Consider the following 24,431-nt stretch of genomic DNA (forward strand, 5'->3'; position numbering starts at 1 on the left):
CGAAACTTCTTCAAGGCAGCAGGATATGAGGCTGAATAGATGCGACACGCTTTAGAATACAAGCTTTCTCGTTTACGCCTCATGAAGGCCTGCATGTCATATCGGCCGAAAGGGCCGGTTTTGGGCAATGTCCGGTCTGCGAATAAGAGGGATGGGGAACGACATGAACGTCGGGAGCTTCGATCGCATTGGCCTCCGCAGGAAGCCGAAACAGGAACGCAGTATTCAGAGGCTGGACCTGATCTTGTCCGCTGCCTCGGAGCTGATCGCGGCCAAGGGTGTCGGCGCCATGCGCATGACCGAACTCGCCGTCGCCGCCAATGTGCCGATCGGCTCGGTCTACCAGTATTTCCCCGAGAAAGCGGCGATCGTCAAAGCGCTGTTCGACCGCCATTCGCTGGCCATCCGCGCAAGGGTCGCGGACGCCTTCGCGTCGGTGCAATCCGTACCGGAAGCGCTCGATGTGCTCGAAGCCACAATCGACTGGCATTATGAGGACTATCGCAATGATGCCGCGAGCCTCGGCATCTGGCTCGGCACCGAGACCGATCAGGACCTGTCGCAGCTCAACGTGGAGCACAACAGCCGCATCGCCAGGATCTTTCGCGAAACGGCCCAGCGCATCGCGCCAGAGCTCAGCGATGTCGATACCGAGGCGCGCACCTATCTGTTCAGCCACCTGATCGGCTCGTCGGTCAGGCTCGCTGTCACAAGCGATCCCTTCTTCGCCGCACGCATCCTGCAGGAATGCAAATGCCTCGTGCGCACGTCCTTCTTTACAGCCATGCCCGCGGAGCTGGTCGGCTGATGATGCGGATACCGGCTGGTGCCAATTACCAGCTGGTCACGGTGTTCGCGACCTTCAGGCGCGGCTGGGCGCGCACGTAAGTGCCCTTCACCTCCGCGTCGAGATTGTCCTCCACCACGGCAGGCGTGATGTTGTCGAGGCAGGCGGTGATGTGTGCGGTGATCGCGTTCATCAGCGAGATCGAGACGCCCGGCCGCTTCATGATGCCGATCTGCACCGGGGGGAGCGCTGGGAAGCCGTCCGCCTGGGTCAGCACCTTCATGCCGGTGCGTAGCGCCGATTCCGGCATGGTCGAAACAGCAAGCCCGGAGAGAACCGCGGCCGCGATGACGGTGCACGACCAGCTGGTGAACAGGATTTGATGTTCGCGCCCGCCCGCGTCGAGCGCGGCTATGGCGGTCTGCCTCCACGGGCAGTCGCGGCGGCCGACGGCCAGCGGCACCGGCGCATCGTCGCGGATCGGATGGTTGGCCGAACCGACCCAGCAGAGCGGTTCGGTCCTGACCACGTCGGACATGCGCACGCGCGGATTATGCGTCACCAGCGCGATGTCGAGTTCGCCCCTGTGCATGCGCTCGGCGAGATCGACCGATGGCTCGCACACGATATAGAGCTCGACATTCGGATGCGTCTTGGCGAAGCGGCCGATGATCTCCGGCATGTAGCGCTCGGCATAGTCGTCGGGCGTGCCGATCCTGAGCGTGCCTTCCAGCCGGTTGTCGTCGAAGGCGGCGATCGCCTCGTTGTTGAGGCGGATGATGCGGCGGGCATAGTTGAGCAGCTTCTCGCCCTCTACCGTCAGCCGGTTGCCGCGGCCGTCCTTGATGAACAGCTGCTTGCCGATCCGCTCCTCGAGGCGGCGCATCTGCATCGAAACGGCGGATTGCGTCTTGTAGACCCGGTCGGCGGCCTTGGTGAAGCTGCCGGAATCGATGATGGCGATGAAGGTCTGCAGCTGGTCAATATCAAGAGGCGCGGCCATGGTTCTCACCTATAAACATCTCTGATGTTAATCATTAGAAACATTCGTTGGACTGATCAATAGCCCTTTGGCATCTTGTGGCTGCAAATCAATCAAAGTGATGGCCAGGCAAATCGGCCTGTCCGCTCGAAAACCAACTTGCCTCTCCGTGCCCGATCGCGCGGAAAGGGCGGGTTGTTGCGCGCCCATGAAAGGATCATCCCATGCGCACGACAGACCGGATATTAGAACTCGACTGCAACCCCGCGACCAAGACCTTTTCGCAGCGTCTCGTCGCCGGTTTCGCAACGCTGGCATCCGTACTGCGCGTGTTCCGCAATCGTATGGAGATCAACGCGCTGCACGAGCTCGACGACAACCAGCTGAGGGATATCGGCCTTTCCCGGGCCGATCTCGACGCGGCCTTCCTGGCGTCCACCTTCTTCGAGGATCCGTCGGATCAGCTGACGCGGTCCGCGCGCAATCGCGGCCGTAATTCGCTTCATCGGCTCAATCAGGATTGAGCCGAATCTAGTTTTCCCCGCAGGGTGATAGCCAATAACCCTGCCTCTTGCCCGGTGCCGACCTCCCAGTCGTCTCCGGGTTTTTTTATGCGCGTTCTTAGGGCTTGGAGGAGGAGGGCGGCGTCTTCGGCATGTAGCTCTCGAAGATCGCTTCCATGTTCTTCTGGTAGCCCTTCTGCACCTCAAGCCCGCTGTCGAACATGGTGTTCAGCATGTCCATATAGCTGGAGGCCTCGGGCGCCTTCTCCGTCTTTTCGCTGGCTTTCGGCGTTTCCGTCGGTTTCTGCGGCGCGGGCTGGGCGAAGCTGCCCATCATGTCCTGGAATGCCTTGGTAAAGGGATTGTCGAGGAACGGATTGGCCGGTGCCGCCTTTTGAGGCTCCGGCTTCGGCGCGCTGAACATCAGCTGCATAGCCTGCGTGAATGGATTGTCGAAGATGCTCGGTGCCGGCGTCGGCGCCTGCTTCGGCGCGAAGCCGGTGGCCTGCAGCCACTGCTGGATGCTCTCGCCCATCGCCGTGTTGACGAAAGGGTTCACCGGCGCATTCATCTGCCCCATCGATTGCTTGAACAGCCCGCCCATCAGCGTGCCGGCCATGATCGGCAGCATCTGCTTGTAGATTTCCTGGCCGATCCCGGTCATCTGCGCGGCCTGCGCCGCAACTGCCCGCGACACGTCCTTGGAGCCGAAGAGCTGCGCCAGGATGTCGTTGCCGTCGGAGATCCCCTGCGGCGTGAATGCCTTGCTCATATCCTCGAAATACTTGGCATAGTTGCCTGACGACACCGCCTGCATCAGGCCCATGAAATCGTAGGGGTTGCTGCTGCTGCGCTTCAGCCCGGCCGAGAAAGCCGGCATCAGCGCGGCCATCGCCTGCGTCGCCTGTTCCTGCGCCAGGTTGAACTGCTTGGAGATCGCGTCCATCGCCGCGCCGTTCTGCGCCTGCATCATCATGTCGAAGAGTGGCAGCATGGAAAAGCCCTTTCCCGGTTCGCGACGCATGATCGCGTCACTATAGCCGGAAAAAGGAATGCGCAAACCGCTTTTTGCAGAAGGGCTTAGTGGTTGCCCTTAGTATTGGTACTCTTCGAACGCGGGCTCCACGGAGCCGTTCCAGCGGCCGTTGTAGAGCGCCAGCAGGTCTTCCGCCAGCGTCGCCTTCTTGGCCATGACCTCATCCAGCGGCGACAGGAAGATCGTCTCGTCCTGGCCTTCGCTGTTGAGCTTGCCGCGCGCCTTGAGGCCAGCCTTGGAAATGGCAAGCACGTCGCGTGCCGTATCGTAAAGCGTGTGGCCACGGAATGCTGCCTTCAGCCCCTCGGCCGGCACCGTGTTGCGCAGTGCGTTGACCTCGTCGAAGCCCCAGTCCTTGGTCAGCTGGTCGGCGGCCTCGAGTGCCGTTGCGTCGTAGAGCAGGCCAACCCAGAAGGCCGGCAGCGCGCAGATGCGGCGCCACGGGCCGCCATCGGCGCCGCGCATTTCGAGGAAGCGCTTCAGGCGCACGTCGGGGAACAGCGTCGAGAGATGGTTGGTCCAGTCGCCCATCGTCGGCTCCCAGGCGGCAATCTCGCCCTTCAGCGCGCCGTTCATGAACTGGCGGAAGGTGACGTGGGTACAGTCCTTGTAGCGGCCGTCGCGGACGATGAAGTACATCGGCACGTCGAGCGCCCATTCAACATAGTCGTTGAAGCTGAAATCGTCGCGGAAGGTGAAGTCGAGCAGGCCGGAGCGGTTGTTGTCGGTGTCGCGCCAGATATCGCCGCGCCAGGATTGCAGCCCGTTCAGCTTGCCTTCGGTGAAGGGGGAGGAGGCGAACAGCGCCGTTGCCAGCGACTGCAGCTTCATCGAGACGCGCATCTTCTTGCGCATGTCGGCTTCCGACGAGAAGTCGAGGTTCACCTGGATCGTGCAGGTCCGGTACATCATGTCGAGGCCCTGCGTGCCGACCTTCGGCATGTAACGGCTCATGATGCCGTAGCGCGACTTCGGCATGACAGGGGTCTCGGCCAGCGTCCACTTCGGGCTGCCGCCGATGCCAAGGAAGCGGATGCCCATCGGCTCGGCGATCTCGCGGAGCACGGCTAGGTGCGCGTTGGATTCCTTGCAGGTTTGGTGGATGTTTTCGAGCGGCGCGCCAGAGAGCTCGAACTGTCCGCCCGGCTCGATCGAGATCGCGCCCATGCCCGATGGCTCGGCAAGGCCGATGATGTTTTCGCCGTCGAGGATCGGCTCCCAGCCGCTCTTCGCTTCCAGACCCTTCAGCAGGCCGGAAATGCTGTTCTCGCCGAAATAGGGAACCGGGCTGTTGTCGGCGCGGAAGAAGGCGAACTTCTCATGCTCAGTGCCGATGCGGAACTTATCTTCCGGCTTGTTTCCCGCCGCAAGATAATCGGTCAGCTCCTGAACCGAAGAGAGCGGGGTCTGGTCGGTGGTATCGCGAGCCATTCAAGTAACCTGTATTCGGGAAACGCCCGGAAAGTATCCGGACAGTAGGAAGGGTGATTAGGACCGCTGGCACGTATGTTGCAAGTGAAATTGTTTCAACCAGCCATCAAAAAAATACCAGCAACTGTGGCCCGTTGCCCACGCGGCTATTGGTTCCAGTCGCCGAGTGCCGCCTGTATCACTGCCATGGCGGCAACGGCTGCGGTATCGGCGCGCAATATTCTCGGTCCGAGCGGGATCGCGGTCACGAAATCGAGGCTGCGCAGCCGCGCGCGCTCGTCCTCGGAAAACCCGCCCTCGGGCCCCACGAGCAGCGCCAGCTTGCGCTCCTTCACCGCCGAGAGGATCGGCAGCGGGTTCTGCCCGGCATCGCCCTCGTCGCAATAGATGATCCGCCGGTCGCTCGGCCATCCGTCGAGCATGTCGAAAAGCCGCACCGGCTCGGCGACCTCTGGGATGCCGAGAATGCCGCATTGCTCGGCCGCCTCGATGACGTTGGCGCGGAGCTTGTCGAGATTGTTGATTTTGCCCTGCACGTGCTGCGTCATCACGGGCTGCAGCACGCCGGCGCCCATCTCCACGGCCTTCTGCACGAGATAATCCAGCCGCCCCACCTTCAGCGGCGCGAAGAGATAATGCAGGTCGGAAGGCTCCGGCTGCGGCCGCGTTTGCTCCTCGGGCACGATCATGATGCGCTTGCGGGTGGGCAGCGAAAGCCTTGCCTTCCATTCGCCGTCGCGGCCGTTGAAGACAAGGATCTCGGCGCCGTCGCCCATCCTCAGCACATTGGCGAGGTAGTTGTACTGGTCCGGCGTCGCCTCCGCCGCCACGCCTTTGGAGAGGGGTGCGGCGACAAACAGCCGTTGCATTCTAAAATTGGCGCGCATCGAAATGTCCTGGCTAAACGAAGAGCGCGACCATAACCCAATAGAGCGCGGCCGCAAGCGCGGCGGATGCCGGCACGGTGATGACCCAGGCGGCGATGATCGTCATGAAGTGCGAGCGTCGAACCAGCCGGCGCCGGCGCACCTCGTGGGTATTGGGATCGTCGGGCTCCTCCAGCATCCAGACCTCGGCCTTGCGGCGCATGTATTCGATCCGGCGCTTGGAGTTGCGGGTGTACCATTCACGAAAGAAGCCGACACCGAACACCGCACCAACCGCGATATGGGTGGTACTGACCGGCAGGCCGAGCCAGGAGGCGACGATGACGGTAAACGCCGTCGCCATCGCCACGCAATAGGCGCGCATCGGGTTGAGCTTGGTGATCTGCTCACCGACAAGGCGGATCAGGCGCGGCCCGAAGAGCAGCAGACCGACCGAAATGCCGAGCGCCCCGATCAGCATCACCCAGAGTGGCGGAGCCAGCCCGCGGACGAGCGGCTGGTCGAAGGAAACGCGAACTATCGCCGAAAGCGGGCCGACGGCATTGGACACGTCGTTGGCGCCGTGAGCGAAGGAGAGCAACGCTGCCGCGCCGATCAGGGGCATCTGGAACAGCACCCGCAGCGAGCTGTTGCGGTTCTCCAGCCCCTGCGCCCGCCTATTGACCAGCGGCCGCGCCACGAGCCAGCCGACCACGCCCGCCGCGATCCCGAGCAGGATGATCGTCGACGCCGAGAACGCGTTCATGCTTTCAAGCTGCAGGATCATGTAGGCGGTGAAGCCGCCCACCATGAGCGCGATGAGCACGGGCACCCAGCGCTTGGCCGAGGTAATCTTGTCCTCGCGGTAGATGATCAGCGTCTTGACGAGATAGAGCATGCCGGCGGCAATCACACCGCCGATCAGCGGCGAGGTCATCCAGCTGGAGGTGATCTCGGCCAGCACCCGCCAGTTGACGGGCCCCGGCCCGAGCGCGCCCACGCCCGCGCCGATCACCGCGCCGACGATCGAGTGCGTGGTTGAAACGGGCGCGTGCAGCCATGTCGCGAGGTTGATCCAGAGTGCGGCCGCCATCAGCGCTGCCATCATGATCCAGGAGAGCGTGGCGGGCGGGATCTGCGAGGGATCGAGGATGCTGGACGAGATCGTCTTCACCACCGCGCCACCCGATATCGTCGCGCCGAGGATCTCGAAGATAGCGGCGATGACGAGTGCCTGCCCCATGGTCATGGCCCGCGCGCCGACGGCAGCGCCGACGTTGTTGGTCACGTCGTTCGCGCCGATGTTCATGGCCATGTAGGCAGCAAGGGCGGCCGCCGCGATCACCAGACCGGCGCCGGGGCGATCGAAGACGTAGATCGCCGCAAAAAGCATGGCGAGGCCGAGGAAGACGAGGCCGATCCCAGGCGCCACCAGCTTGCGCGAGACGTATTTCGACGCGTCCTCGACCTGCGTGAGCTTGTCGAGATCCTTGTCGAGCGTTCGTTTGGTGAGGACGGTGGGGCGTTCGGGCATGCTGTTCCTTGTGATTGAGGCCCGCTTTTGCGCCGCGAATTCTAGCAGCGCAAGATGGCAGGAATCATTCAGCCGGAATCTGTTGCAGCGCCAGCGGCTCGAGTTGCTCCGTCATGCGGCGTTTGAAGAGCAGGAAGAGATCGCGCAGTTCCGGCTCGTTGACGCGCTTGGCGGCCTCTTCGCAGGAGACCCACTCGTAACGCCGCTCGCCCTTTTCCTTGAAGCTCTTGGCGATCGTCGAGACCTCGAGCACATAGACCTGAACCTTGCAGGTCACCTTCAGCCCGTTCTTCAGCACCTTGGGATAGTGGTAGCAGCCGATCGTCTGGCTCTCGACCGTCCCGCGTACGCCCGCTTCCTCGTAAGCTTCGCGGGCGGCGACCTCGTAGGAGGTCTTGCCGTCCATCGGCCATCCCTTGGGGATCACCCAGCGGCCGGTGTCGCGGCTGGTCAGAAGCAGCACCTCAAGCGCGCCGGTCTTGCCCTTCGTCCGGTAGCAGAGCGCAGCATATTGCTGGCGCGGAGGGCGCCGGAACATCAGCTGAACATCGGAGGCGAGGCGGGCAAGTAGGCTCAACGGTCAGGTCACCTTTATCGGTTGGGTGCGTATATTAGTGTCTCATGGAAAGCTTGCGCGATCCATGTGTGTGTTTTGCTTTCGGTTCAGGCTTTATATCTATCAATAGAGCCTTTCGTTTTGGTTTCGGTTTCAAAAAACCGCCATCGAATGCTCTATTTCCGTCACGTCGAGTGCCATTCAATATGATATCGACTTTCGTCATAATCAATCGGGACGTGATGCCGCATGCCGATAGCCCCAAACATTGGCAATTCTGCGTCGGTTCTCCACAGAAAAGATTGTCCGGCTAACATCCTGATGGGGTAATTTTGACCCTCAAAGCCTGCTGAGGCAGGTGATCTGCCGCAGGTGAGTCGTCGTGTTTGCGTCGCTCTCCGCGAAAAAATATCCTTGGTCGCCACCCGTCATTCGGCTTATCAATGCGTCGAAAACAGGAGGATGGTTCATGGTATCGGAAGCAACGCGCATCGATTGGATCGGAGGGAGCTGCCGGCTGCTGCAGGCAACGGCGGCGGAGTTCCGCGATACCCGCCCCTTTGAGGGCCTGACGATCGGCACCGGCATCCATCTCGAACCGAAAACGGTGGCACTTCTGATGACGCTCAACGCTGGCGGCGCGCGTCTGGTCTGCACCGGCAACCTGAACAGCACCCAGCCGGCGACCGTGGAATATCTGCGCAGCCAGGGCATCACCGTCTTCGCCACCCAGACCACCGACCCCGCCGCGCATCATCAGAGCCTTGTTGCCGTGGTTGCCGAGAAGCCGGATCTGCTGCTCGACAATGGCGGTGATCTCTTCGCCATCGCAGCGGAAAGCCCCTACGCCAATCTCCTTGGTGGCACCGAGGAGACCACTTCCGGCCGCACCCGGCTGCTGCCGCTGCGCGACAGGCTGAACATGCCGATCCTCGTCATCAACGACAGTCCGATCAAGCAGTTCGCCGAAAACAAGCATGCCGTCGGCCAGAGCCTGTTCGAGAGCTACATGCGCTTCACCAATCGCTCCACCAACGGCAAGCGCGTCACGGTCTTCGGCTATGGCGCCTGCGGCAAGGGCACGGCCGCCTGCTTCCGCAATGCCTTCTCGCAGGTGAGCGTCGTCGATATCGATCCTGTCACCACGCTCGAAGCGCATCTGGATGGTTTTGTCACACCGCTGCGCGATGACGCCATCCGCTCCGCAGACGTGCTCGTCACCGTCACCGGCCATCCCGATATCATCACCTTGAAGGACCTGCCGCTGATCAAGAACGGCGCCATCCTGATGAACGGCGGCCACTTCCCCAACGAGATCGACGTCGCCGCCTTCCGCGCCCATGAGGACGTCGTCGCGACCGATCGCTATGAGGCCGATGGCATCGAGACCCTTCACCTGAAGGACGGCCGCGCCCTCCACATCCTGGGCGGCGGCCATATGGCGAACCTCGCCGGCCCGCGCCCACTTGGGAACTCGGTGGAATCCATGGACCTCGGCTTCACCCTGCAGGTCCGCTGCCTAGAACGCGTGGCCAAAGGCGGCGTCGGCCCCGAAGCCTGCATCGTGCCGGTGCCTGCGGATATCGACGCGATGGTGGCGAGCGCCTATCTCGATCTGGCGCGGTAGCCGCGAAAGCTCGTCAGGGCTGGCGCGCGATCGTCCCGATGACGTTGGTGACCAGCCGCGCTGCCGTTAGCGCGGAAATACCGTCAATGTCTGCAGGCGGATAGAGTTCGACGAGGTCAAAGCCGACGATCCGGCCTCGTCTGCCGACGCCGGCAATCAGATCGATGACCTGTGTGTAGGTAAGGCCACCGGGCGATCGGGCAGCCACGCCGGGCATGAGGCTGGGGTCGAGGCCATCGCAGTCCAATGTGATCACGACCCGCGCGCCTTCGGGAATATGCCGGAGGGCGGCGTCGACGCCGAGGGAGCGAACCTCGCGAGCGGTGACGAAGCGGCTGCCATAGGCCTCGGCTGCCTCGATCTCACTGCGCCGAGCGCTTCCGACGCCGCGCATGCCCACCTGCACCATCCCGGCGATATGTCCCATCTCGCTCGCCCGGCGCATCGGGTTGGAATAACCGTGACGCTCGCCATGGAGCTCATCGCGCCAGTCGATATGTGCATCGATCTGGACAATCCAGATCGGCCCGTGATCCGCGAAGCCGGCGAGGAACGGAATAGGGACGGAATCGTCGCCGCCGAGCAGGATCGGCACGGCTGACATCGCCAGTATTTCCCGTGTCTTTGCCTCGATCAGCGCTCGGTTCCGCGCGTTGTCATGCATCTCCGTCGGCAAATCACCGGCATCAAAGCAGCATACAGGCTTGCCGTCAAAAAGCGGTCCGCCGAGATCAAAATCCCAATGCTCGACAAGTGGTGCGTCTTCCTGGCTCGCGGCGCGGATGGCATTGGCCGCAGTCGCGTAGCCGCTGCTGTCCTTGCCGCGATAGGTGCTGCCGTGAGCGGCGCCGAAGATCACCATGCGAGGCGTGGCGCCGTCGGGCATATGAGAATTCAGACCAAGAAAGGCAGGCGAAGCGGTCATTGTGGGATCCGGATCATTGTTCGGTGGGCGCATGCACTCAAACACCGGCGGCGCTCAACGTCCATGGGAATGTTGAGCGCTGTAACCGAGCCTCAATCGATCTCGACCACCAGCTTGCCCTCAGCCTCGCGGCTTTCGATCAACCTGTGCGCCTCGGCGACATCGGCAAGCGAAAACCGCCGGCTGTCCATGCGCGGCAACAGCTTGCCCGCTTCGGCCAGTCGCGTCACCTCGCGCAGGATCTCGCCGTGATGCGCGCGGCCTTCGCCGCTCAACAAGGGCAGCAGCGTGAATACGCCGGAATAACTCGCCGCCTTGAACGAGAGCGGCGCCAGCGCATGCGTGCCCCAGCCGAGCGCGCTCACGACATGGCCGAACCGGCTCGCCGCCTTGAACGCCATGTCGAGCCCGGCGCCGCCGACCGTGTCGTAGACGACATCGAAGCCACGCCCGCTAGTATAGGTCGCGACGTGATCCTCGATGGTTCCAACCGCGCGGTCGACCGCGGTCGCGCCTAGGCTGCGGAGATAGTCGGCCTTCGCCGCACCATCGATTGCGTAGACGTCGGCGCCGACAGCCCGGGCGATCTGCACCGCGATATGCCCGACCCCGCCGGCACCGCCGATGACGAGCACGCGCTGGCCGCTCGCAACCTTCGCCCGGTCCACAAGCCCTTCCCATGCGGTAATCGCAGCGAGCGGCAGGGCTGCGGCTTCCCGCATCGACAGATTGCTCGGCTTCAGCGCGATAAGATCGGCGTCGACTGCCGCGAACTCAGTCAGCGATCCTTGAATGCCGCCGACCCCGCCGGTCATGCCGTAGACCGCGTCGCCGCGCCGGAAACCGCTCACATCAGGGCCGACCGCCTCGACGATCCCAGCCATGTCGATGCCGAGGATGGCGGGCAGGGGATGGCGGGCATGGGCGGCGTTGCCGGCGCGGATCTTGGTGTCGAGCGGATTGACGCCGCTGGCCTGGATGCGCACCAGGACTTGGCCTTTTGCGGCCTCGGGCCGGGCGATCTCCGTCTGGCGAAACGCGCCCTGCGGTGCATCGACCAGAAGCGCTTTCATCGTGGATTTCGAAGACATGGAACACTCCTTTCGTGTTTGTGAAAGAAGGATGCGCCGTTGAAGATCGAATGGAAATCATAGATAACGTATGAAGATCATGCAAAAATGTTTGGGTTGAGCATGGAGTGGAGCGATCTTAGGCTGTTCCTGGTCATTGCCAGGCTGGGCACCTTGGGTGCGGCCGCGCGCAGCCTCGGGCTGACCCAGCCGACCATGGGCCGGCGTCTGCGCGCCCTTGAGGCAGCGCTCGGCCAGACGCTCTTCCAGCGCACCGCCGATGGTTTCGTGCTGACCGACGAAGGCGTTGCGGTCTTCGCCCATGCCGAGCGGATAGAGGACGAGGCGCTCGCCCTGCAGCGCGAACTCGCAGGCACCGCCAGCGACCTCACCGGCTTTCTGCGCCTCTCGTCCTCGGATTGGTTCGGCACCCATCTTCTGGCGCCCGTCATTGCCGAGTTTTCGCTCGCCTATCCCAGGGTTGTCGTCGAGCTTTTGACCGATAGCCGCCTGCTCAGTCTCTCCCGGCGCGAGGCCGACCTCGTCTTCCGCATCGCGCCCTTCACGGAGCCGGAAGTGATCTCCCGCCGGCTGATGCGCATCGAATACGGCCTCTATATCAGGCGCGGCCTGCCACATCCTGTTGCAGGAGACGGGGAGGGTGCGCGCTTGGTCACCATGGACGAGGCCTTCGGCGGCATGCCCGATGTCTTGTGGCTTCAGCGCCTGCTGCCGAAGGCGTCGATCGCGCTTCGCAGCAACAATCGCGATGTGCAGGCAACGCTCTGCGCCAACGGCGCCGGCCTCGCCGTGCTGCCGCGTCCGCTTGGCGACAGCATGGCCGCGATCGAGCGCGTCGATCTCGGCGAGCCGCCACCGGGGCGCGACACCTGGGTCGGCTATCACCGCGACATGAAGCGCATGGCGCGGCTGCGCGCGCTGCTCGATCACGTCATCGAGCGGCTGGCCAACTGACCGTCACCGCTCCCAATAGGGCACGGGCCCATAAAGCTCTGCGAGATAATCGATGAACAGCCGCACCTTGGCCGGCAGGAACTGGCGGCTTGGGTAGACGGCCGACAGCGTCACGTTTCGCGATCCCTCATAGGCCGTTAGCACCTGCACCAGCTGGCCGGATTTCAGCTCCGCGCCGATATCCCAGGTCGAGCGCAGCGCGATGCCGAGGCCGGCAATCACGGCCTCGCGGATCACCTCGCTGGAATTGGTGACGAGCATACCCTCCGGCCGGATCGACAGCGCGCCCTCAGGCCCCTCGAGCCGCCAGACATCGTTATTATGCGCCGGCAGGCAGCGATGCCGCTTGAGATCGTCGATGCTATCGGGCGTGCCATTGGCCTTGAGATAAGCCGGCGAGGCGCAGAGCACCCGGCGCACCGGCGCCAGGCGGCGGGCGACGAGGCTGGAATCGGTAAGCTCCGCGATGCGGATCGCCAGATCGAACCCGCCGCCGACGATATCGCTGAACTCGTCTGACAGCACGAGGTTGATGGCGAGATCGGGATGGGCGTCCATGAAGCGCTTCAGATGCGGCGCGATATGCATGCGCCCGAAGGAGGTCGGCGCCGAGACCTTCAGCGTTCCATGCATCTGCGCCGAGCGGCCGGAAATGTAGAACTCCGCCTCCTCGAGCCCGGCCAGAATGCCGAGCACCCGGTCATAAAAACCCTGGCCGGCTTCGGTGAGCGAGATCTGCCGCGTCGTGCGCTGCAGGAGCCGCGTTCCCAGCCGGTCTTCCAGCCGCTTGATGCGCTTGGAAACCACCGCCGGCGAGAAGCCTAGCGCCCGCCCGGCAAGCGACATGCTGCCCGTCGCCGCCACCTTGGCGAAGATTTCGAGATCCCCCAGATTGGTCATGTCGCCCCGATAATTTCTTATTTTGTCATAAGTGCTTAGCATTTGCGCCGAATTGGGGAAAGTGTTAAGCCCGAAGCCTTGGCAGTATGGAGGATACAGCCGGTTTCTCCTTGGATGGAGAAGGGAGGAAAGGCATGTCCGACGCCATTTCGTTTCTCGCCCCGCGCGCCGATGTCATGGCGCGCCGCCGGCAGATTATTGCCGATCTCGCCGATCTCCTGCCGCCGGAATGTCTGGTTTCCGAGCTGCGCGAACTCATGCCCTTCGAGACCGACGCCTTCGTCTCCTACCGCCGCATGCCGCTTGCGGTCGCGCTCCCACGCAGCACGGCAGAAGTCGCGGCGGTGATGAAATATTGCCATCGCTACGGCATCCCCGTCGTCCCGCGCGGGGCCGGCACCTCGCTGTCGGGCGGCGCCATTCCGCAGGAGGATGCGGTCGTCGTCTGCGTCTCGAAGATGAACCGCATCATCGAGATCAACCTTTTCAATCGCGCTGCGGTGGTCGAGGCCGGCGTCACCAATCTCAACATTTCCGAAGCCGTCTCCGCCGATGGCTTCTTCTACGCGCCCGATCCGAGCTCGCAGCTTGCCTGCACCATCGGCGGCAATATCGGCATGAACTCCGGCGGCGCCCACTGTCTGAAATATGGCGTCACCACCAACAATCTGCTCGGCGTGAAAATGGTGCTGGTCGATGGCACGGTCATCGATCTCGGCGGAAAGGGGCTGGATGCCGGCGGCTATGATCTCCTAGGCCTCGTCTGCGGTCATGAGGGCCAGCTCGGCATCGTGACCGAAGCCACGGTGCGGCTGATCGCCAAGCCGGAAGGCGCGCGGCCGGTGCTCTTCGGCTTCCCGACCTCTGAGGAGGCGGGCTCCTGCGTCGCCGATATCATCGCATCCGGCATCATCCCCGTCGCCATCGAGTTCATGGACAAGCCCGCGATCGAGATCTGCGAGGCCTTCGCCAAGGCCGGTTATCCCCTCGATGTCGGAGCGCTTCTCATCGTCGAGGTCGAGGGCTCCGAGGCCGAGATGAACGATATGCTGAAGGATATCGTCGACATCGCCCGCCGCCATGGCGTCAGCACCGTGCGCGAATGCCAGTCGGCGACGGAAGCAGCGCTCATCTGGAAGGGCCGCAAATCCGCCTTCGGCGCCACCGGCCGCATCGCCGATTATATCTGCATGGATGGCACCGTGCCGCTCAGCCAGCTCTCCTACGTGCTGAAGAAGACATCCGAGATCATCGAGCGCCACGGCCTGCGCGTCGCCAATGTCTTCCACGCGGGTGATGGCAACATGCACCCGCTCATCCTCTTCAACGCCAATGATCCCGAGGACGCTGCCCGCGCCGAGACGGCCGGAATGGAAATACTGAAACTCTGCGTCGATGCCGGCGGCTGTCTCACCGGTGAGCATGGCGTCGGCATCGAGAAGCGCGATCTGATGCGCCATCAATATTTCGATGCCGATCTCGCCCAGCAGATGGCCGTCCGCGCCGCCTTCGATCCCGGCTGGCTGCTCAATCCCTCCAAGGTCTTCCCGCTCGAAGGGCGCCAACCCGCATGATCGAGCTATGCCCAACCACCGAGGAGGAAGCCGCCGAGATCATCCGCGCCCATGCGCAGGCCGGTACGCCGCTTGCCGTTGCGGGCGGCAACACCCGCTCCGGTTTCGGCAATGTTGTGACGGCCGAACACCGCCTGCGCTCGACCGCGCTGTCGGGCATCGTCGCCTATAACCCCGGCGAGATGGTGCTCACCGCCCGCGCCGGCACACCGCTTGCGGAAATCGAGGCGGCGTTGGCCGAGAGTGGTCAGACCATGGCCTTTGAGCCGATGGATCACCGCCCCCTCATGGGCACATCGGGTGAGCCGACCATCGGCGGCGTCTTCGCCGCCAACGTCTCCGGCCCGCGCCGCCTGATATCGGGTGCCGCCCGCGACAGCCTGCTCGGCGTCCGCTTCGTCAATGGACGCGGCGAGGCGATCAAGGCCGGCGGGCGGGTGATGAAGAACGTCACCGGCCTCGACCTCGTCAAGCTGATGGCCGGCTCGCACGGCACGCTCGGCCTTATCACCGAGGTCACCTTCCGCGTGCCGCCGAGGCCCAAGTCGGAAGCGACGGTCGTGATCTCGGGCCTCAACGACGCCGAGGCCGCCAATGCCATGGCTGCCGCAATGGCGCTGCCGGTCGAGGTTTCGGGCGCCGCACATTTGCCCATGACCGTCGCCTGGACCTTCCTCGGCAATCGCCTGCCCGAGGGCGAGGCGACCGTGCTGCGCATCGAAGGCCTGCCGGCCTCCGTTGCAACGAGGGCCGAAAAGCTCGCCGCCGCCATGTCGGCCTTCGGCCCCGTCGCGCGCCTCGGTAAGGATGACAGCGCCGCCCTCTGGCGCGAAATCCGCGACGTGAAACCCTACGCCGATGGCGGCCAGCGCCCCGTCTGGCGCGTCTCGATGGCGCCCTCCGTCGGCCACCAGCTGGTCGCGGCACTGAGGCTGGAGACCGGCGTCGACGCCTTTTACGATTGGCAGGGCGGTCTCGTCTGGATGCGCATGGAAGCGGATGCCGAAGCCGACGTGCTGCGCCGCTTCATGGCGGCACTCGGCGGCGGCCACGCCACGCTGATGCGCGCGCCGGCTTCGATGCGCGCGGCGACCTCGGCGTTCGAGCCGCAGGTCGATGCCGTGGCGCTGCTGTCGGCGCGGGTGAAGGAGAAGTTCGATCCGGCGGGGATTTTCAGTCCGGGGAAGATGGGGTGAGTTGGATGCTGTGCCGTGTTGCATACCCCCCTCTGTCCTGCCGGACATCTCCCCCACAAGGGGGGAGATCGACTCGTGGCTTGCTCTCAGCCAACCAATGGGAGTGGAACGAGCGGTTGCGCCCAGCCAATCTCCCCCCTTGTGGGGGAGATGCCCGGCAGGGCAGAGGGGGGTACCACACCCACCAACGCAGCAATAAGGGCGGACGAGCCTGACATGCAAACCAACTTCACTCCCGCCCAGCTTGCCGATCCCCAGGTCGCGGCCTCCGAGCAGATCCTGCGCAAATGCGTCCATTGCGGCTTCTGCACCGCCACCTGTCCGACCTATGTGACGCTTGGCAACGAGCTCGACAGTCCGCGCGGCCGCATCTATCTCATCAAGGACATGCTGGAAAATGACCGCCCGGCCGACACGGAGGTGGTCACCCATATCGACCGCTGTCTCTCCTGCCTTGCCTGCGTGACCACCTGTCCCTCGGGCGTCGATTACATGCATCTCGTCGATCACGCCCGCGCCCATATCGAAAAGACCTACAAGCGCCCCTTCATGAACCGGCTGACGCGCGGCATTCTCGCCGCCGTTCTGCCCTATCCCGGCCGCTTCCGCCTGGCGCTGCGTCTGGCCCGCCTCGGCCGGCCGCTGGAAGCCCTGTTCCGTCGACACACCGCGCTGAAGCCTTTCGCCGCCATGCTGGCGCTCGCCCCGCGCAGCCTGCCCGCACCCTCGCATCTGGCGACGCCGGCAACACACGCAGCGCAGCAGGCCGAGCAACGAGGACGTGTGGCGATCCTCACCGGCTGCGCGCAACAGGTGCTCGACCCCGCCATCAACGCCGCGACCATCCGGCTTCTCACTCGTCTCGGCGTCGAGGTGGTGGTGCCCAAGGGAGAGGTCTGCTGCGGGTCGCTGGTCCATCACATGGGCCGCGAGGAACAGGCGCTGGCAAGCGCCCGGGCCAATGTCGATGTCTGGACCCGCGAGATCGAGAAGGGCAGGCTCGATGCCATTGTCATCACCGCGTCCGGCTGCGGCACGACGATCAAGGATTACGGCCACATGCTGCGGCTCGATCCTCTCTACGCCGAAAAGGCCGTCCGCGTTTCCGCGCTCGCCCGCGATGTCACCGAGTACCTGGCGACGCTCGATCTTCCCTCGCACATGCCGAGGGGGCTGACGGTCGCCTATCACTCCGCCTGCTCGATGCAGCACGGCCAGAAGATCACCATGGCGCCGAAGCAGCTGTTGAAGGCTGCGGGCTTTACCGTGCGCGATCCGGCCGAAGGCCACCTCTGTTGCGGCTCGGCCGGCACCTACAACATCATGCAGCCGGATATTGCCGACGCGCTCAAGGCCCGCAAGGTGAAGAACATCGAGGCGACGAAACCCGATATCATCGCCACAGGCAATATCGGCTGCATCACGCAGATCGCGTCGGCGACCGCGATCCCCATCCTGCACACCGTGGAACTGCTCGATTGGGCCTATGGCGGCGAGATGCCCGTCAAATTAGCGGCCAGAAAAATTTAAGGGTTTCGGGCTAGCCTGACGCGGCCGGATCGTCCGGCGGCATTTGGAGCTCAAGCATGCATCGTTTCCTCCTGGCGTTCACCGCTCTTGTTGGCGCCACCGAAGTCGCACACGCCGACAGCCGTTTCTTCTGTTCCGCCGATGACAAGAACGTCCGCTTCACCGTCGAAAGCGGGTTCAAGGCCGAGCCCGGTCATGAACTCAACCACTTCAGGGGCGCTTTGATCATCAAGAACGAAACAGCCCCGCAGCCGCTCGGCCGCGTCTCGATCGATTCCGATAGCCTGAGCAATCGCTGGTCGCACAATGGCGAGTTGCGTCTCGAAATTCTCTACGATGGTGGAAAGGCCGCCGGTGGACAGAGCGTCAATCTCACCGTCTCCGCTGAGCAGCCGAACGGCGCAACGGCGTTTCAGGGCGTCTATGACATGACGGTTTACGGCGGCGACAAGCCGATCGCCTTCAATGGTAAGGTCAGCTGCGGCGCCAAGTAGCATTGGCCGCGTGAAACGGGCTCATTCCCTCGCAGCACAAACGAAACAGGTGGCCAGCAAGCCGGCCACCTGTCCTAATCTTTACTATTAACGCGTGCGGCCTTAGCCGCCGAAGATCGTTCTCAGAACGTCGATGCCGCGGTCGTCGAAGGCGACATTGCCCTGCTTGTTGCCGGGGCCGACGACGATGACCTTGGTGCCGACGGGAACGCGGTCGTAGAGATCGGCGACGTCGTCATTGACCATGCGGATGCAGCCCGAAGACAGGTTGAGGCCGATCGTCCAGGGCTGGTTGGTGCCGTGGATGCGGAAGATCGTGTCGCGGTTGCCCTGGTAGAGATACATGGCGCGGGCGCCGAGCGGATTGTCCGGGCCACCCGGCTGTACGGCCGGCAGGTTGTGGCCGGCGCGGGCCTCGCGAGCGCGCATTTCAGCCGGCGGCGTCCAGGTCGGCCATTCAGCCTTGCGGCCGATCTTCACCACGCCCGACCAGCCGAAGCCTTCGCGGCCGACACCGATGCCGTAGCGCGTGGCCTTGTTGCGGCCTTCGACGAGGTAGAGATATTTGTTGACCGTATCGACGATCACGGTGCCCGGGGCTTCATTGGTGATGAGGCGGACGACACGCTTCTTGTATTGCGGCTTGACCTGCTGGCTGTGCTTGACGCCACGAACGGCATCCGTCGCCGTCATTACGGGCTCGGCGCTGGCAACGGCCACCATACCCGACATCGCAACGGCAACGGCCGCCACGAGCAGAGACACTTTCTTCATTTCGATTTCCCTCTCAAGGCACGATCGCCGGCAAAGCTAACGGAATCGACCGGGATTTCAAGCTGGAAACCCTGAAAATGCGGGGGTAGGCGGCAAGGTGTGTCCTTGCCGCCATAAGAAAATTCAGATCACGATGACCCGCGTGCCCACTTTGACACGTTCGTAAAGGTCGACGACGTCCTCGTTGCGCAGGCGGATACAGCCCGAGGAAACGGCGCTTCCGATCGTCCATGGGGCATTGGTGCCGTGGATGCGATAGAGCGTCGAGCCGAGATACATGGCGCGCGCGCCAAGCGGATTTTCCGGTCCGCCATCCATGCGCGCCGGGAGATAATGGCCCTTCGCCGCCTCGCGGCTGATCATTTCCGACGGTGGTGTCCAGTCCGGCCACTCGGACTTGCGGGTCACCTTATGCACGCCGGCCCACTCGAAGCCTGGCTTGCCGACGCCGACGCCGTAACGCCGCGCCTTGCCGTTTGCCATGACCAGATAGAGGAAGCGGTTGTTGGTATCGATGACGATGGTGCCAGGCGCTTCCTTGGTCTGGTAGTCGACCATCTGCGGCAGGAACTGCGGCTCGATCTGGCCGCGGATCACGGGGACGCCGGGATTGATCGCCGAGACCTGCTGTGCTGCCGGCGCGCGACGAACGGCGCGCGGAGCAAACAGCCCGCGCTGCTGCTGCACGATGACGGGGCGCTGGTAGACGACGGGGCGAACATTGCCGCCGCCGCTGAGCTGCATGATCCACGGTGCCGCGAGATCAGGGCTTAGCACGACAGGCGGACGGGAAACGTAACGGTCGTCGCCAAGGGCGGCCGTGGAAAAGACGCCGAGCAGGGCTGCGGCGAGCAAAACGGATTTCATCATCGGACGAACTCTCTACAATGGCCGAAAATGGACGGGCGGCATCCGCCACCTGCCGATCATGCTGCCACCGCGCTCGCCAGCGAATGGTAAACCCGCGTTCACTAAAAGCCGAACTGGCCCATAAACTTTTCGTCAGGGTTATCGTTCGGTTTGGAAACAGGGTTTGCAAATGGTAAAGCCGGATTCGCAGCCGCTGAAACGAATGGAACGTGATGAGCGAGACAGGCATTACAATCGGTGAGGACGGCAAGAGCCGCTGTCATTGGCACGGCAACCTGCCGGATTATCTGCGCTATCACGACGAGGAATGGGGCAGGCCGGTTACCAACGATATCCGCCTGTTCGAGAAGATCTGCCTCGAAGGCTTCCAGTCCGGCCTCTCCTGGCTCACCATACTGCGCAAGCGCGAGAATTTCCGCGCGGCCTTCGCCGGCTTCGATTTCGAGAAGGTGGCGCTGTTTACGGATGAGGATGTCGAGCGTTGCGTTAACGATGCCGGCATCATCCGCCATCGCGGCAAGATCGTCTCGACCATCAACAACGCCAAGCGCGCGATCGAGCTGCGCGACGAGTTCGGCTCGCTGGCCCATTATTTCTGGAGCTACGAGCCCGGTCACAATGAGCGCCCCAAGGTGGTCGATCGCGCCACGATCATGGCCAATCCGACCACGCCCACCTCGGTCGCCATATCCAAGAATTTGAAGAAGCGCGGCTGGACCTTTGTCGGCCCGACCACAGTTTACGCATTCATGCAGGCAATGGGTCTCGTCAACGATCATCTCGAAGGCTGCTACTGCCGTCCCGAAGTAGAGGCGATGCGCGACGCATTGGTACGTCCATGAAGAAACTGAAGCTGATGGCAATGGCGATCGCCGTAATCGCGATCGCGCCCGCCGCTATGGCGCAGACACCCGAGCTACAGCGCGGCGAAAGGCTGGAAAAGCTGCAGTTTCCGGCAGCGACGATGGAGCTGAAGGGCTGGACGAAGTTCGGCAATGGCAAGGTCTACACCTTGCCCGTCAAGGCCGGCCAGCAGGTGAAGATCGATTTCTCGACGAAGAGCCAGTTCGCTTTCCTGGCGATCTTCGATCTCGCGGCCCCCGACGACGAGGCGATCTTCGGCACCGACGAGGACGGGCAGACCTTCCAGACGACGGTCAAGCAGGACGCCACCTGGCTGCTCCGTCCCTATTATTCCAAGGCCTCTCCAAGACGCGGCCTCGGCGCACCCTACAGCATTCTCGTGGAACCGCAGGCGGCTTCAAGTGCGCCGGCAACAACCGAGCCTGCGCCAGCCCCCGCCGACGACAGCAAGCCATCGCCGCTCTTCCCCTCGCGCAAGTAAACGATCTCTAGCCCAGACTATCGATCACGCCGCGCAGTTCGCCGAGCCGTTCGATCTTGCGAAAGCGTGGCGCCTCCGTCGGCTCCTCGACATGCTCGAGCACCCAGGTCAGTTCGTGCGGCACGAACACGCCGTAGCTGCCGGCGGCGATTGCCGGCACGATGTCCGACTTCAGCGAATTGCCCACCATCATCGCCCGCTCCGGCCCGCCGCCGATCTTGGAGAAGATCCGGCGATAGGTAACCGCCGTCTTGTCGGAAACGATCTCGACGGCATGGAAGAAATCCCCAAGACCGGACTGCGCCAGCTTGCGCTCCTGGTCGAACAGGTCGCCCTTGGTGATCAGCACGAGCAGGTAATGTTCGGCTAGCGCCGCCAGCGTCACGCGCACTTCGGGCAGCGTCTCGACTGGATGCGAGAGAAGATCCCGCCCGGTATCGAGGATCTGCGCGATCACCGAAGCCGGCACATTGCCCTCGGTAATCTCGATCGCGGTCTCGATCATCGACAGCGTGAAGCCTTTGATGCCGAAGCCGTAATGCTGAAGATTGCGCTTCTCGGCGGCCAGCAGCCGCTCCGAAACCACCGTACCCTCCGCATAGTCGGAAAGCAGTTCGGTGAAGTGCGTTTCCGTCAGCCGGTAGAATTGCTCGTTCTGCCACAGCGTGTCGTCGGCATCGAAGCCGATCGTGGTCAGCGTGCGGGTCGTCATGGGCGCACCCTCTTGTTCATTCAAAAACAATTAGGAGCCTCGCGCCTTCGCCGCAAGGGATGGTGTCACTGATAGACGATGGCGCCGATGAAGCGCGGGCGTGAAAAGGCGGTCTCGGCGAACGTCATGCTGCCGAAGCCCATGATGCTGGTCATCGCCGTGTAGCTGGCCGCACCCTCGACATAGATCACCGAATCTCCGTCCGTCAGCTGCGGCAGCGTCGAGCTGCTGAGAACCTGCGCCTTCAACAGGCCGGCCGTGCCGCTCTCCTTCGTCCAATCCAGCTTGTAGACCCCGGCGGTCTTCTTGATGCTGGAGATCCTGAGCGCGATCGGGGCCGTGCTGTTCTGCTGCAGATGCGTGAAGACGCTGTAGAGGTTGGACACGAAGGTATTGTCGATCGAGGTTTGCCGCGAGATCACGTCGGCGACGATACCATTGGCCTGCACGATATTCTGGTAGGTCCGGTACATGTCGAAAACCGTTATGCTCGCCATGAAGAAGAACAGCAGGATCGGCGCCAGCAACGCGAACTCGATCGCGGATGCGCCGGAGCGCTCGCGGATCAGGCGGGAAAAGGCGTGCTTCAACATCAGGTCGGCTCGTTGACGAAGGCAAAGCTGGAGGTCAGCTGGATGGCGCCGGTGTTGTCCTTGGGAAAACTCAGGCCGAAGCCGAGCCCCGGCACCAGGGGATCGACGACATAGCAGGCGCGGGTGAAGATGATCTGCGAGGGCTGGCCGGAATTGTAGCTGGTGACAGGATCTATGGCGACGGAGCGGTCGACGCAGGGCGTGCCCGTCGTCGGAAAGTCCGAAGCCTTGGTGACCGGCGTGAACTCGATGCGGATCGACTTGACGCAATCGCTGAGGATCACCGCTTCCTTGCACACCGAAGCCTTGAAATCGGCATAGCTCATCTTGGCGCCGTTGATCTGCAGCGCGCGCGAACTGCGGCTGACGGCACGGTCGAGCATGATCGACTGCGTCATGATGAAACCAGCCTCGAAGATCGAGAAGATGATGCTGAAGACGATCGGCGCCAGGATGGCGAACTCGATCGCCGCCGCGCCCTTGCTGTCACCGAAAAGCCGGCGCGCGCTACTGAAAAAGCCCACTCTCATTACTGCGTCAGTCTCAGTTTGCGGATCGATGTCGAGATCGACTTGAACGCGTCGCCGATGCCGGAACCGGAGGCCTGGTAGAAGTGGGCCGAGCTCGTCGCGCAGTTCTTCATGGCGTTGATCGCCGTGGTGTCGCTGCCGAGTTCGAAGCCGATGGTGAAGATGGTGATGCCCTTGCCCTTGGCGGTCGTGCAGATATTGCTCAAGTAGGTCGCCGTGTTGCCTGACATCGTGTAGTTGCTCGGGCTGAGATCCGGAGAGCGCTTGTAGTCGTTCGGGCGAAATTGCGCGGTGATCACGCCGTCAGTCATCAAGACGAGCACCTTCATCGTATCGGCATCGCTGAAGCTGGACGGGCGGTTGGAGAACTTCGAAGACATCTGCCCGCTCGCGATCGCCGCCTGCACGATACTGGATGAAGCCGGATTGAGCAGCATGTAGCCCCACTGCATGGCGTTCTGCGTGCCGGTGCCGTCATAGAGCTGCAGCGCGCTCAGCCGGGCTTTGAGATAGGTCGCGTCATTGGAGAAATAGGTGATCGCGTCCTCTTCGCCGGGGCACCACCACCATCTCTTTTCCTTGTCCGTCGTGTTGTAATTCCAGTTCGTGAAGATCGGCAGGTTCGACCGAGCCTTGAAGCTCGGGATCGCATCGCTGCCAAAGCCCGCATTGTCGAGCTCGAAGCACGATCCCTTGTAGTTCGGATCCTTGGTCGGCTGCGACTGGCCGGTGAGGCGCGTGCCGCCGAGCTTGTCGAAGACCGCGGAACCCACGTTGACGTGGCCCGCATAGGGCACGACGCTGATCGTCGTATAGTCCTTGGTGTCGTCGGTCAGGATCTGGTCGATGAACTGCTGCGAGGCGATCTTCAGGTTCTTGATCTTGCTCCCCACCATCGAGCCCGACATGTCGAGCATCAGCGACAGCTCGATATTCTGCTTGGCCTCCTCGGCGCTCGACGCCGTCTTGATCGTCAACGTCTTGACGCCGGCCAGATGCATGAAGGCGGTGTTGATCGTATAGGAGGCGTTGGCCGAGATCTTGCGCGAGTTCATCGCCGTCGCCTCGGAAAAATCGATGGCCACGTCGGCGCCGTAGGCAAGGTTGTTCATGTAGCTTTTCAGGACGTCGGCGGTCTTCTGCTTCTGCGACAGCGACGCCGCCGCGAGCACGCCGCGATCGAGCCCGTCCTGCATTTCCACGCGCACGGCTTCATAGCGCGCGAGATCGACCCCGGCGCCACCGGCCAAGACCATTGGCACGAAAAGCAGCGCGACGATCATCGCCACATTGCCGCGCTTGTTGCGCAGCAGTGAACTCACAAGCTGAACCAAGAATGTCATGATTGCCCCCGCATCTGCGAGGATTGTTTAGGTGGATATCAATTAGAATTTTATGAATCCGCTCGGAAAACCCGGTAAATACAATCACTAAGAGCGACAATCGTATGGTGCAATCACGGTTGTGCGCCAATGAGTTGCGAGCGACCTATGTTGCTGCAACCCCTGCGTATCGCGTGAGCCGTTGAAACCGAACGCGCGCAACTTATGTCTGATGGGTTCATGCCTGCGGCAGGCGCTGCCATGCCAGCGCTGCGCCGCCCAAAAATCATAGAACCGGG

25 protein-coding genes are annotated in these 24,431 nt (G+C 62.9%); 10 read left to right on the plus strand and 15 right to left on the minus strand.

What is annotated here, in order from left to right:
- The first annotated feature begins 163 nt into the window (after positions 1-163).
- Positions 164-808 carry a TetR/AcrR family transcriptional regulator gene (locus ACODTZ_RS23250; protein WP_047508486.1) on the plus strand — a complete coding sequence of 215 codons (645 nt, stop codon included), beginning with the start codon at positions 164-166 and terminating at the stop codon, positions 806-808.
- A 25-nt stretch (positions 809-833) separates the two neighbouring features.
- Here ACODTZ_RS23250 and ACODTZ_RS23255 read toward each other — a convergent pair whose 3' ends face one another.
- A complete protein-coding gene (locus tag ACODTZ_RS23255; RefSeq protein ID WP_018898533.1) occupies positions 834-1,790 on the minus strand; it encodes a LysR substrate-binding domain-containing protein in 957 nt (318 codons plus the stop codon).
- Positions 1,791-1,993: 203 nt separating this feature from the next.
- Between ACODTZ_RS23255 and ACODTZ_RS23260 the strand changes: the two genes are divergently transcribed.
- Positions 1,994-2,293, plus strand: coding sequence for a YjiS-like domain-containing protein (locus ACODTZ_RS23260; RefSeq protein ID WP_047508238.1), 300 nt, complete (start codon positions 1,994-1,996; stop codon positions 2,291-2,293).
- 97 nt (positions 2,294-2,390) lie between these two features.
- Here the strand turns inward: ACODTZ_RS23260 and ACODTZ_RS23265 are convergent, their stop codons facing one another.
- From ACODTZ_RS23265 to ACODTZ_RS23285, 5 genes are all read right to left on the minus strand, one after another.
- On the minus strand, positions 2,391-3,266 hold the full coding sequence (locus ACODTZ_RS23265) for a DUF937 domain-containing protein (protein WP_489028718.1): 876 nt from the start codon (positions 3,264-3,266) through the stop codon (positions 2,391-2,393).
- 99 nt (positions 3,267-3,365) lie between these two features.
- Positions 3,366-4,739: a glutamate--cysteine ligase gene (locus tag ACODTZ_RS23270; RefSeq protein ID WP_489028468.1), complete on the minus strand. Its 1,374-nt coding sequence runs from the start codon at positions 4,737-4,739 to the stop codon at positions 3,366-3,368.
- 146 nt (positions 4,740-4,885) lie between these two features.
- On the minus strand, positions 4,886-5,626 hold the full coding sequence (locus tag ACODTZ_RS23275; RefSeq protein WP_489028470.1) for a 16S rRNA (uracil(1498)-N(3))-methyltransferase: 741 nt from the start codon (positions 5,624-5,626) through the stop codon (positions 4,886-4,888).
- A 13-nt stretch (positions 5,627-5,639) separates the two neighbouring features.
- Positions 5,640-7,139 (minus strand): inorganic phosphate transporter, encoded by a 1,500-nt coding sequence (locus ACODTZ_RS23280; RefSeq protein ID WP_489028472.1) that lies wholly within the window; start codon positions 7,137-7,139, stop codon positions 5,640-5,642.
- 64 nt (positions 7,140-7,203) lie between these two features.
- A complete protein-coding gene (locus ACODTZ_RS23285) occupies positions 7,204-7,716 on the minus strand; it encodes an NUDIX hydrolase (protein WP_112979930.1) in 513 nt (170 codons plus the stop codon).
- A 448-nt stretch (positions 7,717-8,164) separates the two neighbouring features.
- Between ACODTZ_RS23285 and ACODTZ_RS23290 the strand changes: the two genes are divergently transcribed.
- Positions 8,165-9,322, plus strand: coding sequence for an adenosylhomocysteinase (locus ACODTZ_RS23290; protein ID WP_489028474.1), 1,158 nt, complete (start codon positions 8,165-8,167; stop codon positions 9,320-9,322).
- Between the two features lie 13 nt (positions 9,323-9,335).
- Here ACODTZ_RS23290 and ACODTZ_RS23295 read toward each other — a convergent pair whose 3' ends face one another.
- Together ACODTZ_RS23295 and ACODTZ_RS23300 are read right to left on the minus strand one after the other, a co-directional pair.
- Positions 9,336-10,247: an agmatinase gene (locus tag ACODTZ_RS23295; protein ID WP_489028476.1), complete on the minus strand. Its 912-nt coding sequence runs from the start codon at positions 10,245-10,247 to the stop codon at positions 9,336-9,338.
- A 92-nt stretch (positions 10,248-10,339) separates the two neighbouring features.
- Entirely contained in the window at positions 10,340-11,338 is a 999-nt protein-coding gene (locus ACODTZ_RS23300) for a zinc-dependent alcohol dehydrogenase family protein (RefSeq protein WP_489028478.1), read from the minus strand.
- A gap of 102 nt (positions 11,339-11,440) precedes the next feature.
- Here ACODTZ_RS23300 and ACODTZ_RS23305 point away from each other — a divergent pair, with 102 nt between their 5' ends.
- Entirely contained in the window at positions 11,441-12,292 is an 852-nt protein-coding gene (locus ACODTZ_RS23305; protein WP_489028720.1) for a LysR family transcriptional regulator, read from the plus strand.
- A 3-nt stretch (positions 12,293-12,295) separates the two neighbouring features.
- Here ACODTZ_RS23305 and ACODTZ_RS23310 read toward each other — a convergent pair whose 3' ends face one another.
- A complete protein-coding gene (locus ACODTZ_RS23310; protein WP_489028480.1) occupies positions 12,296-13,192 on the minus strand; it encodes a LysR family transcriptional regulator in 897 nt (298 codons plus the stop codon).
- Positions 13,193-13,326: 134 nt separating this feature from the next.
- Here ACODTZ_RS23310 and ACODTZ_RS23315 point away from each other — a divergent pair, with 134 nt between their 5' ends.
- From ACODTZ_RS23315 to ACODTZ_RS23330, 4 genes are all read left to right on the plus strand, one after another.
- Positions 13,327-14,766 carry an FAD-binding oxidoreductase gene (locus ACODTZ_RS23315; protein WP_489028482.1) on the plus strand — a complete coding sequence of 480 codons (1,440 nt, stop codon included), beginning with the start codon at positions 13,327-13,329 and terminating at the stop codon, positions 14,764-14,766.
- Positions 14,763-15,962 carry an FAD-binding protein gene (locus tag ACODTZ_RS23320; RefSeq protein ID WP_489028484.1) on the plus strand — a complete coding sequence of 400 codons (1,200 nt, stop codon included), beginning with the start codon at positions 14,763-14,765 and terminating at the stop codon, positions 15,960-15,962. The genes ACODTZ_RS23315 and ACODTZ_RS23320 overlap by 4 nt, the downstream gene beginning before the upstream one ends.
- Positions 15,963-16,178: 216 nt before the next feature.
- A complete protein-coding gene (gene glcF / locus ACODTZ_RS23325; RefSeq protein ID WP_489028486.1) occupies positions 16,179-17,492 on the plus strand; it encodes a glycolate oxidase subunit GlcF in 1,314 nt (437 codons plus the stop codon).
- Positions 17,493-17,548: 56 nt separating this feature from the next.
- The gene (locus ACODTZ_RS23330) at positions 17,549-17,986 is read left to right on the plus strand and encodes a hypothetical protein (RefSeq protein ID WP_047508210.1); all 438 of its coding nucleotides are present in this window, start codon (positions 17,549-17,551) and stop codon (positions 17,984-17,986) included.
- Between the two features lie 102 nt (positions 17,987-18,088).
- Here the strand turns inward: ACODTZ_RS23330 and ACODTZ_RS23335 are convergent, their stop codons facing one another.
- Entirely contained in the window at positions 18,089-18,760 is a 672-nt protein-coding gene (locus ACODTZ_RS23335) for a L,D-transpeptidase (protein ID WP_112979939.1), read from the minus strand.
- Between the two features lie 123 nt (positions 18,761-18,883).
- On the minus strand, positions 18,884-19,630 hold the full coding sequence (locus ACODTZ_RS23340) for a L,D-transpeptidase (protein WP_113200569.1): 747 nt from the start codon (positions 19,628-19,630) through the stop codon (positions 18,884-18,886).
- 212 nt (positions 19,631-19,842) lie between these two features.
- Between ACODTZ_RS23340 and ACODTZ_RS23345 the strand changes: the two genes are divergently transcribed.
- Positions 19,843-20,472, plus strand: coding sequence for a DNA-3-methyladenine glycosylase I (locus ACODTZ_RS23345; RefSeq protein ID WP_489028489.1), 630 nt, complete (start codon positions 19,843-19,845; stop codon positions 20,470-20,472).
- Complete coding sequence (locus ACODTZ_RS23350; protein WP_489028491.1) at positions 20,469-20,975, plus strand: hypothetical protein; 507 nt, start codon at positions 20,469-20,471, stop codon at positions 20,973-20,975. Before ACODTZ_RS23345 ends, ACODTZ_RS23350 begins: the two co-directional genes overlap by 4 nt.
- A gap of 7 nt (positions 20,976-20,982) precedes the next feature.
- On the opposite strand, the gene ACODTZ_RS23355 is transcribed toward ACODTZ_RS23350, so the two are convergent.
- The 4 genes from ACODTZ_RS23355 to ACODTZ_RS23370 all read right to left on the minus strand — a co-directional run bounded on the left by ACODTZ_RS23355 (position 20,983) and on the right by ACODTZ_RS23370 (position 24,153).
- Positions 20,983-21,687, minus strand: a complete 705-nt coding sequence (locus tag ACODTZ_RS23355; RefSeq protein WP_489028493.1) for an HAD family hydrolase — start codon at positions 21,685-21,687, stop codon at positions 20,983-20,985.
- Positions 21,688-21,752: 65 nt separating this feature from the next.
- Positions 21,753-22,280, minus strand: coding sequence for a TadE/TadG family type IV pilus assembly protein (locus ACODTZ_RS23360; RefSeq protein WP_489028495.1), 528 nt, complete (start codon positions 22,278-22,280; stop codon positions 21,753-21,755).
- Positions 22,280-22,810: a TadE/TadG family type IV pilus assembly protein gene (locus ACODTZ_RS23365; RefSeq protein ID WP_489028497.1), complete on the minus strand. Its 531-nt coding sequence runs from the start codon at positions 22,808-22,810 to the stop codon at positions 22,280-22,282. Before ACODTZ_RS23365 ends, ACODTZ_RS23360 begins: the two co-directional genes overlap by 1 nt.
- Complete coding sequence (locus ACODTZ_RS23370) at positions 22,810-24,153, minus strand: TadE/TadG family type IV pilus assembly protein (RefSeq protein WP_489028499.1); 1,344 nt, start codon at positions 24,151-24,153, stop codon at positions 22,810-22,812. The genes ACODTZ_RS23365 and ACODTZ_RS23370 overlap by 1 nt, the downstream gene beginning before the upstream one ends.
- Between the last annotated feature and the right edge of the window lie 278 nt (positions 24,154-24,431).

Source organism: Rhizobium sp. FG113, assembly GCF_057809895.1.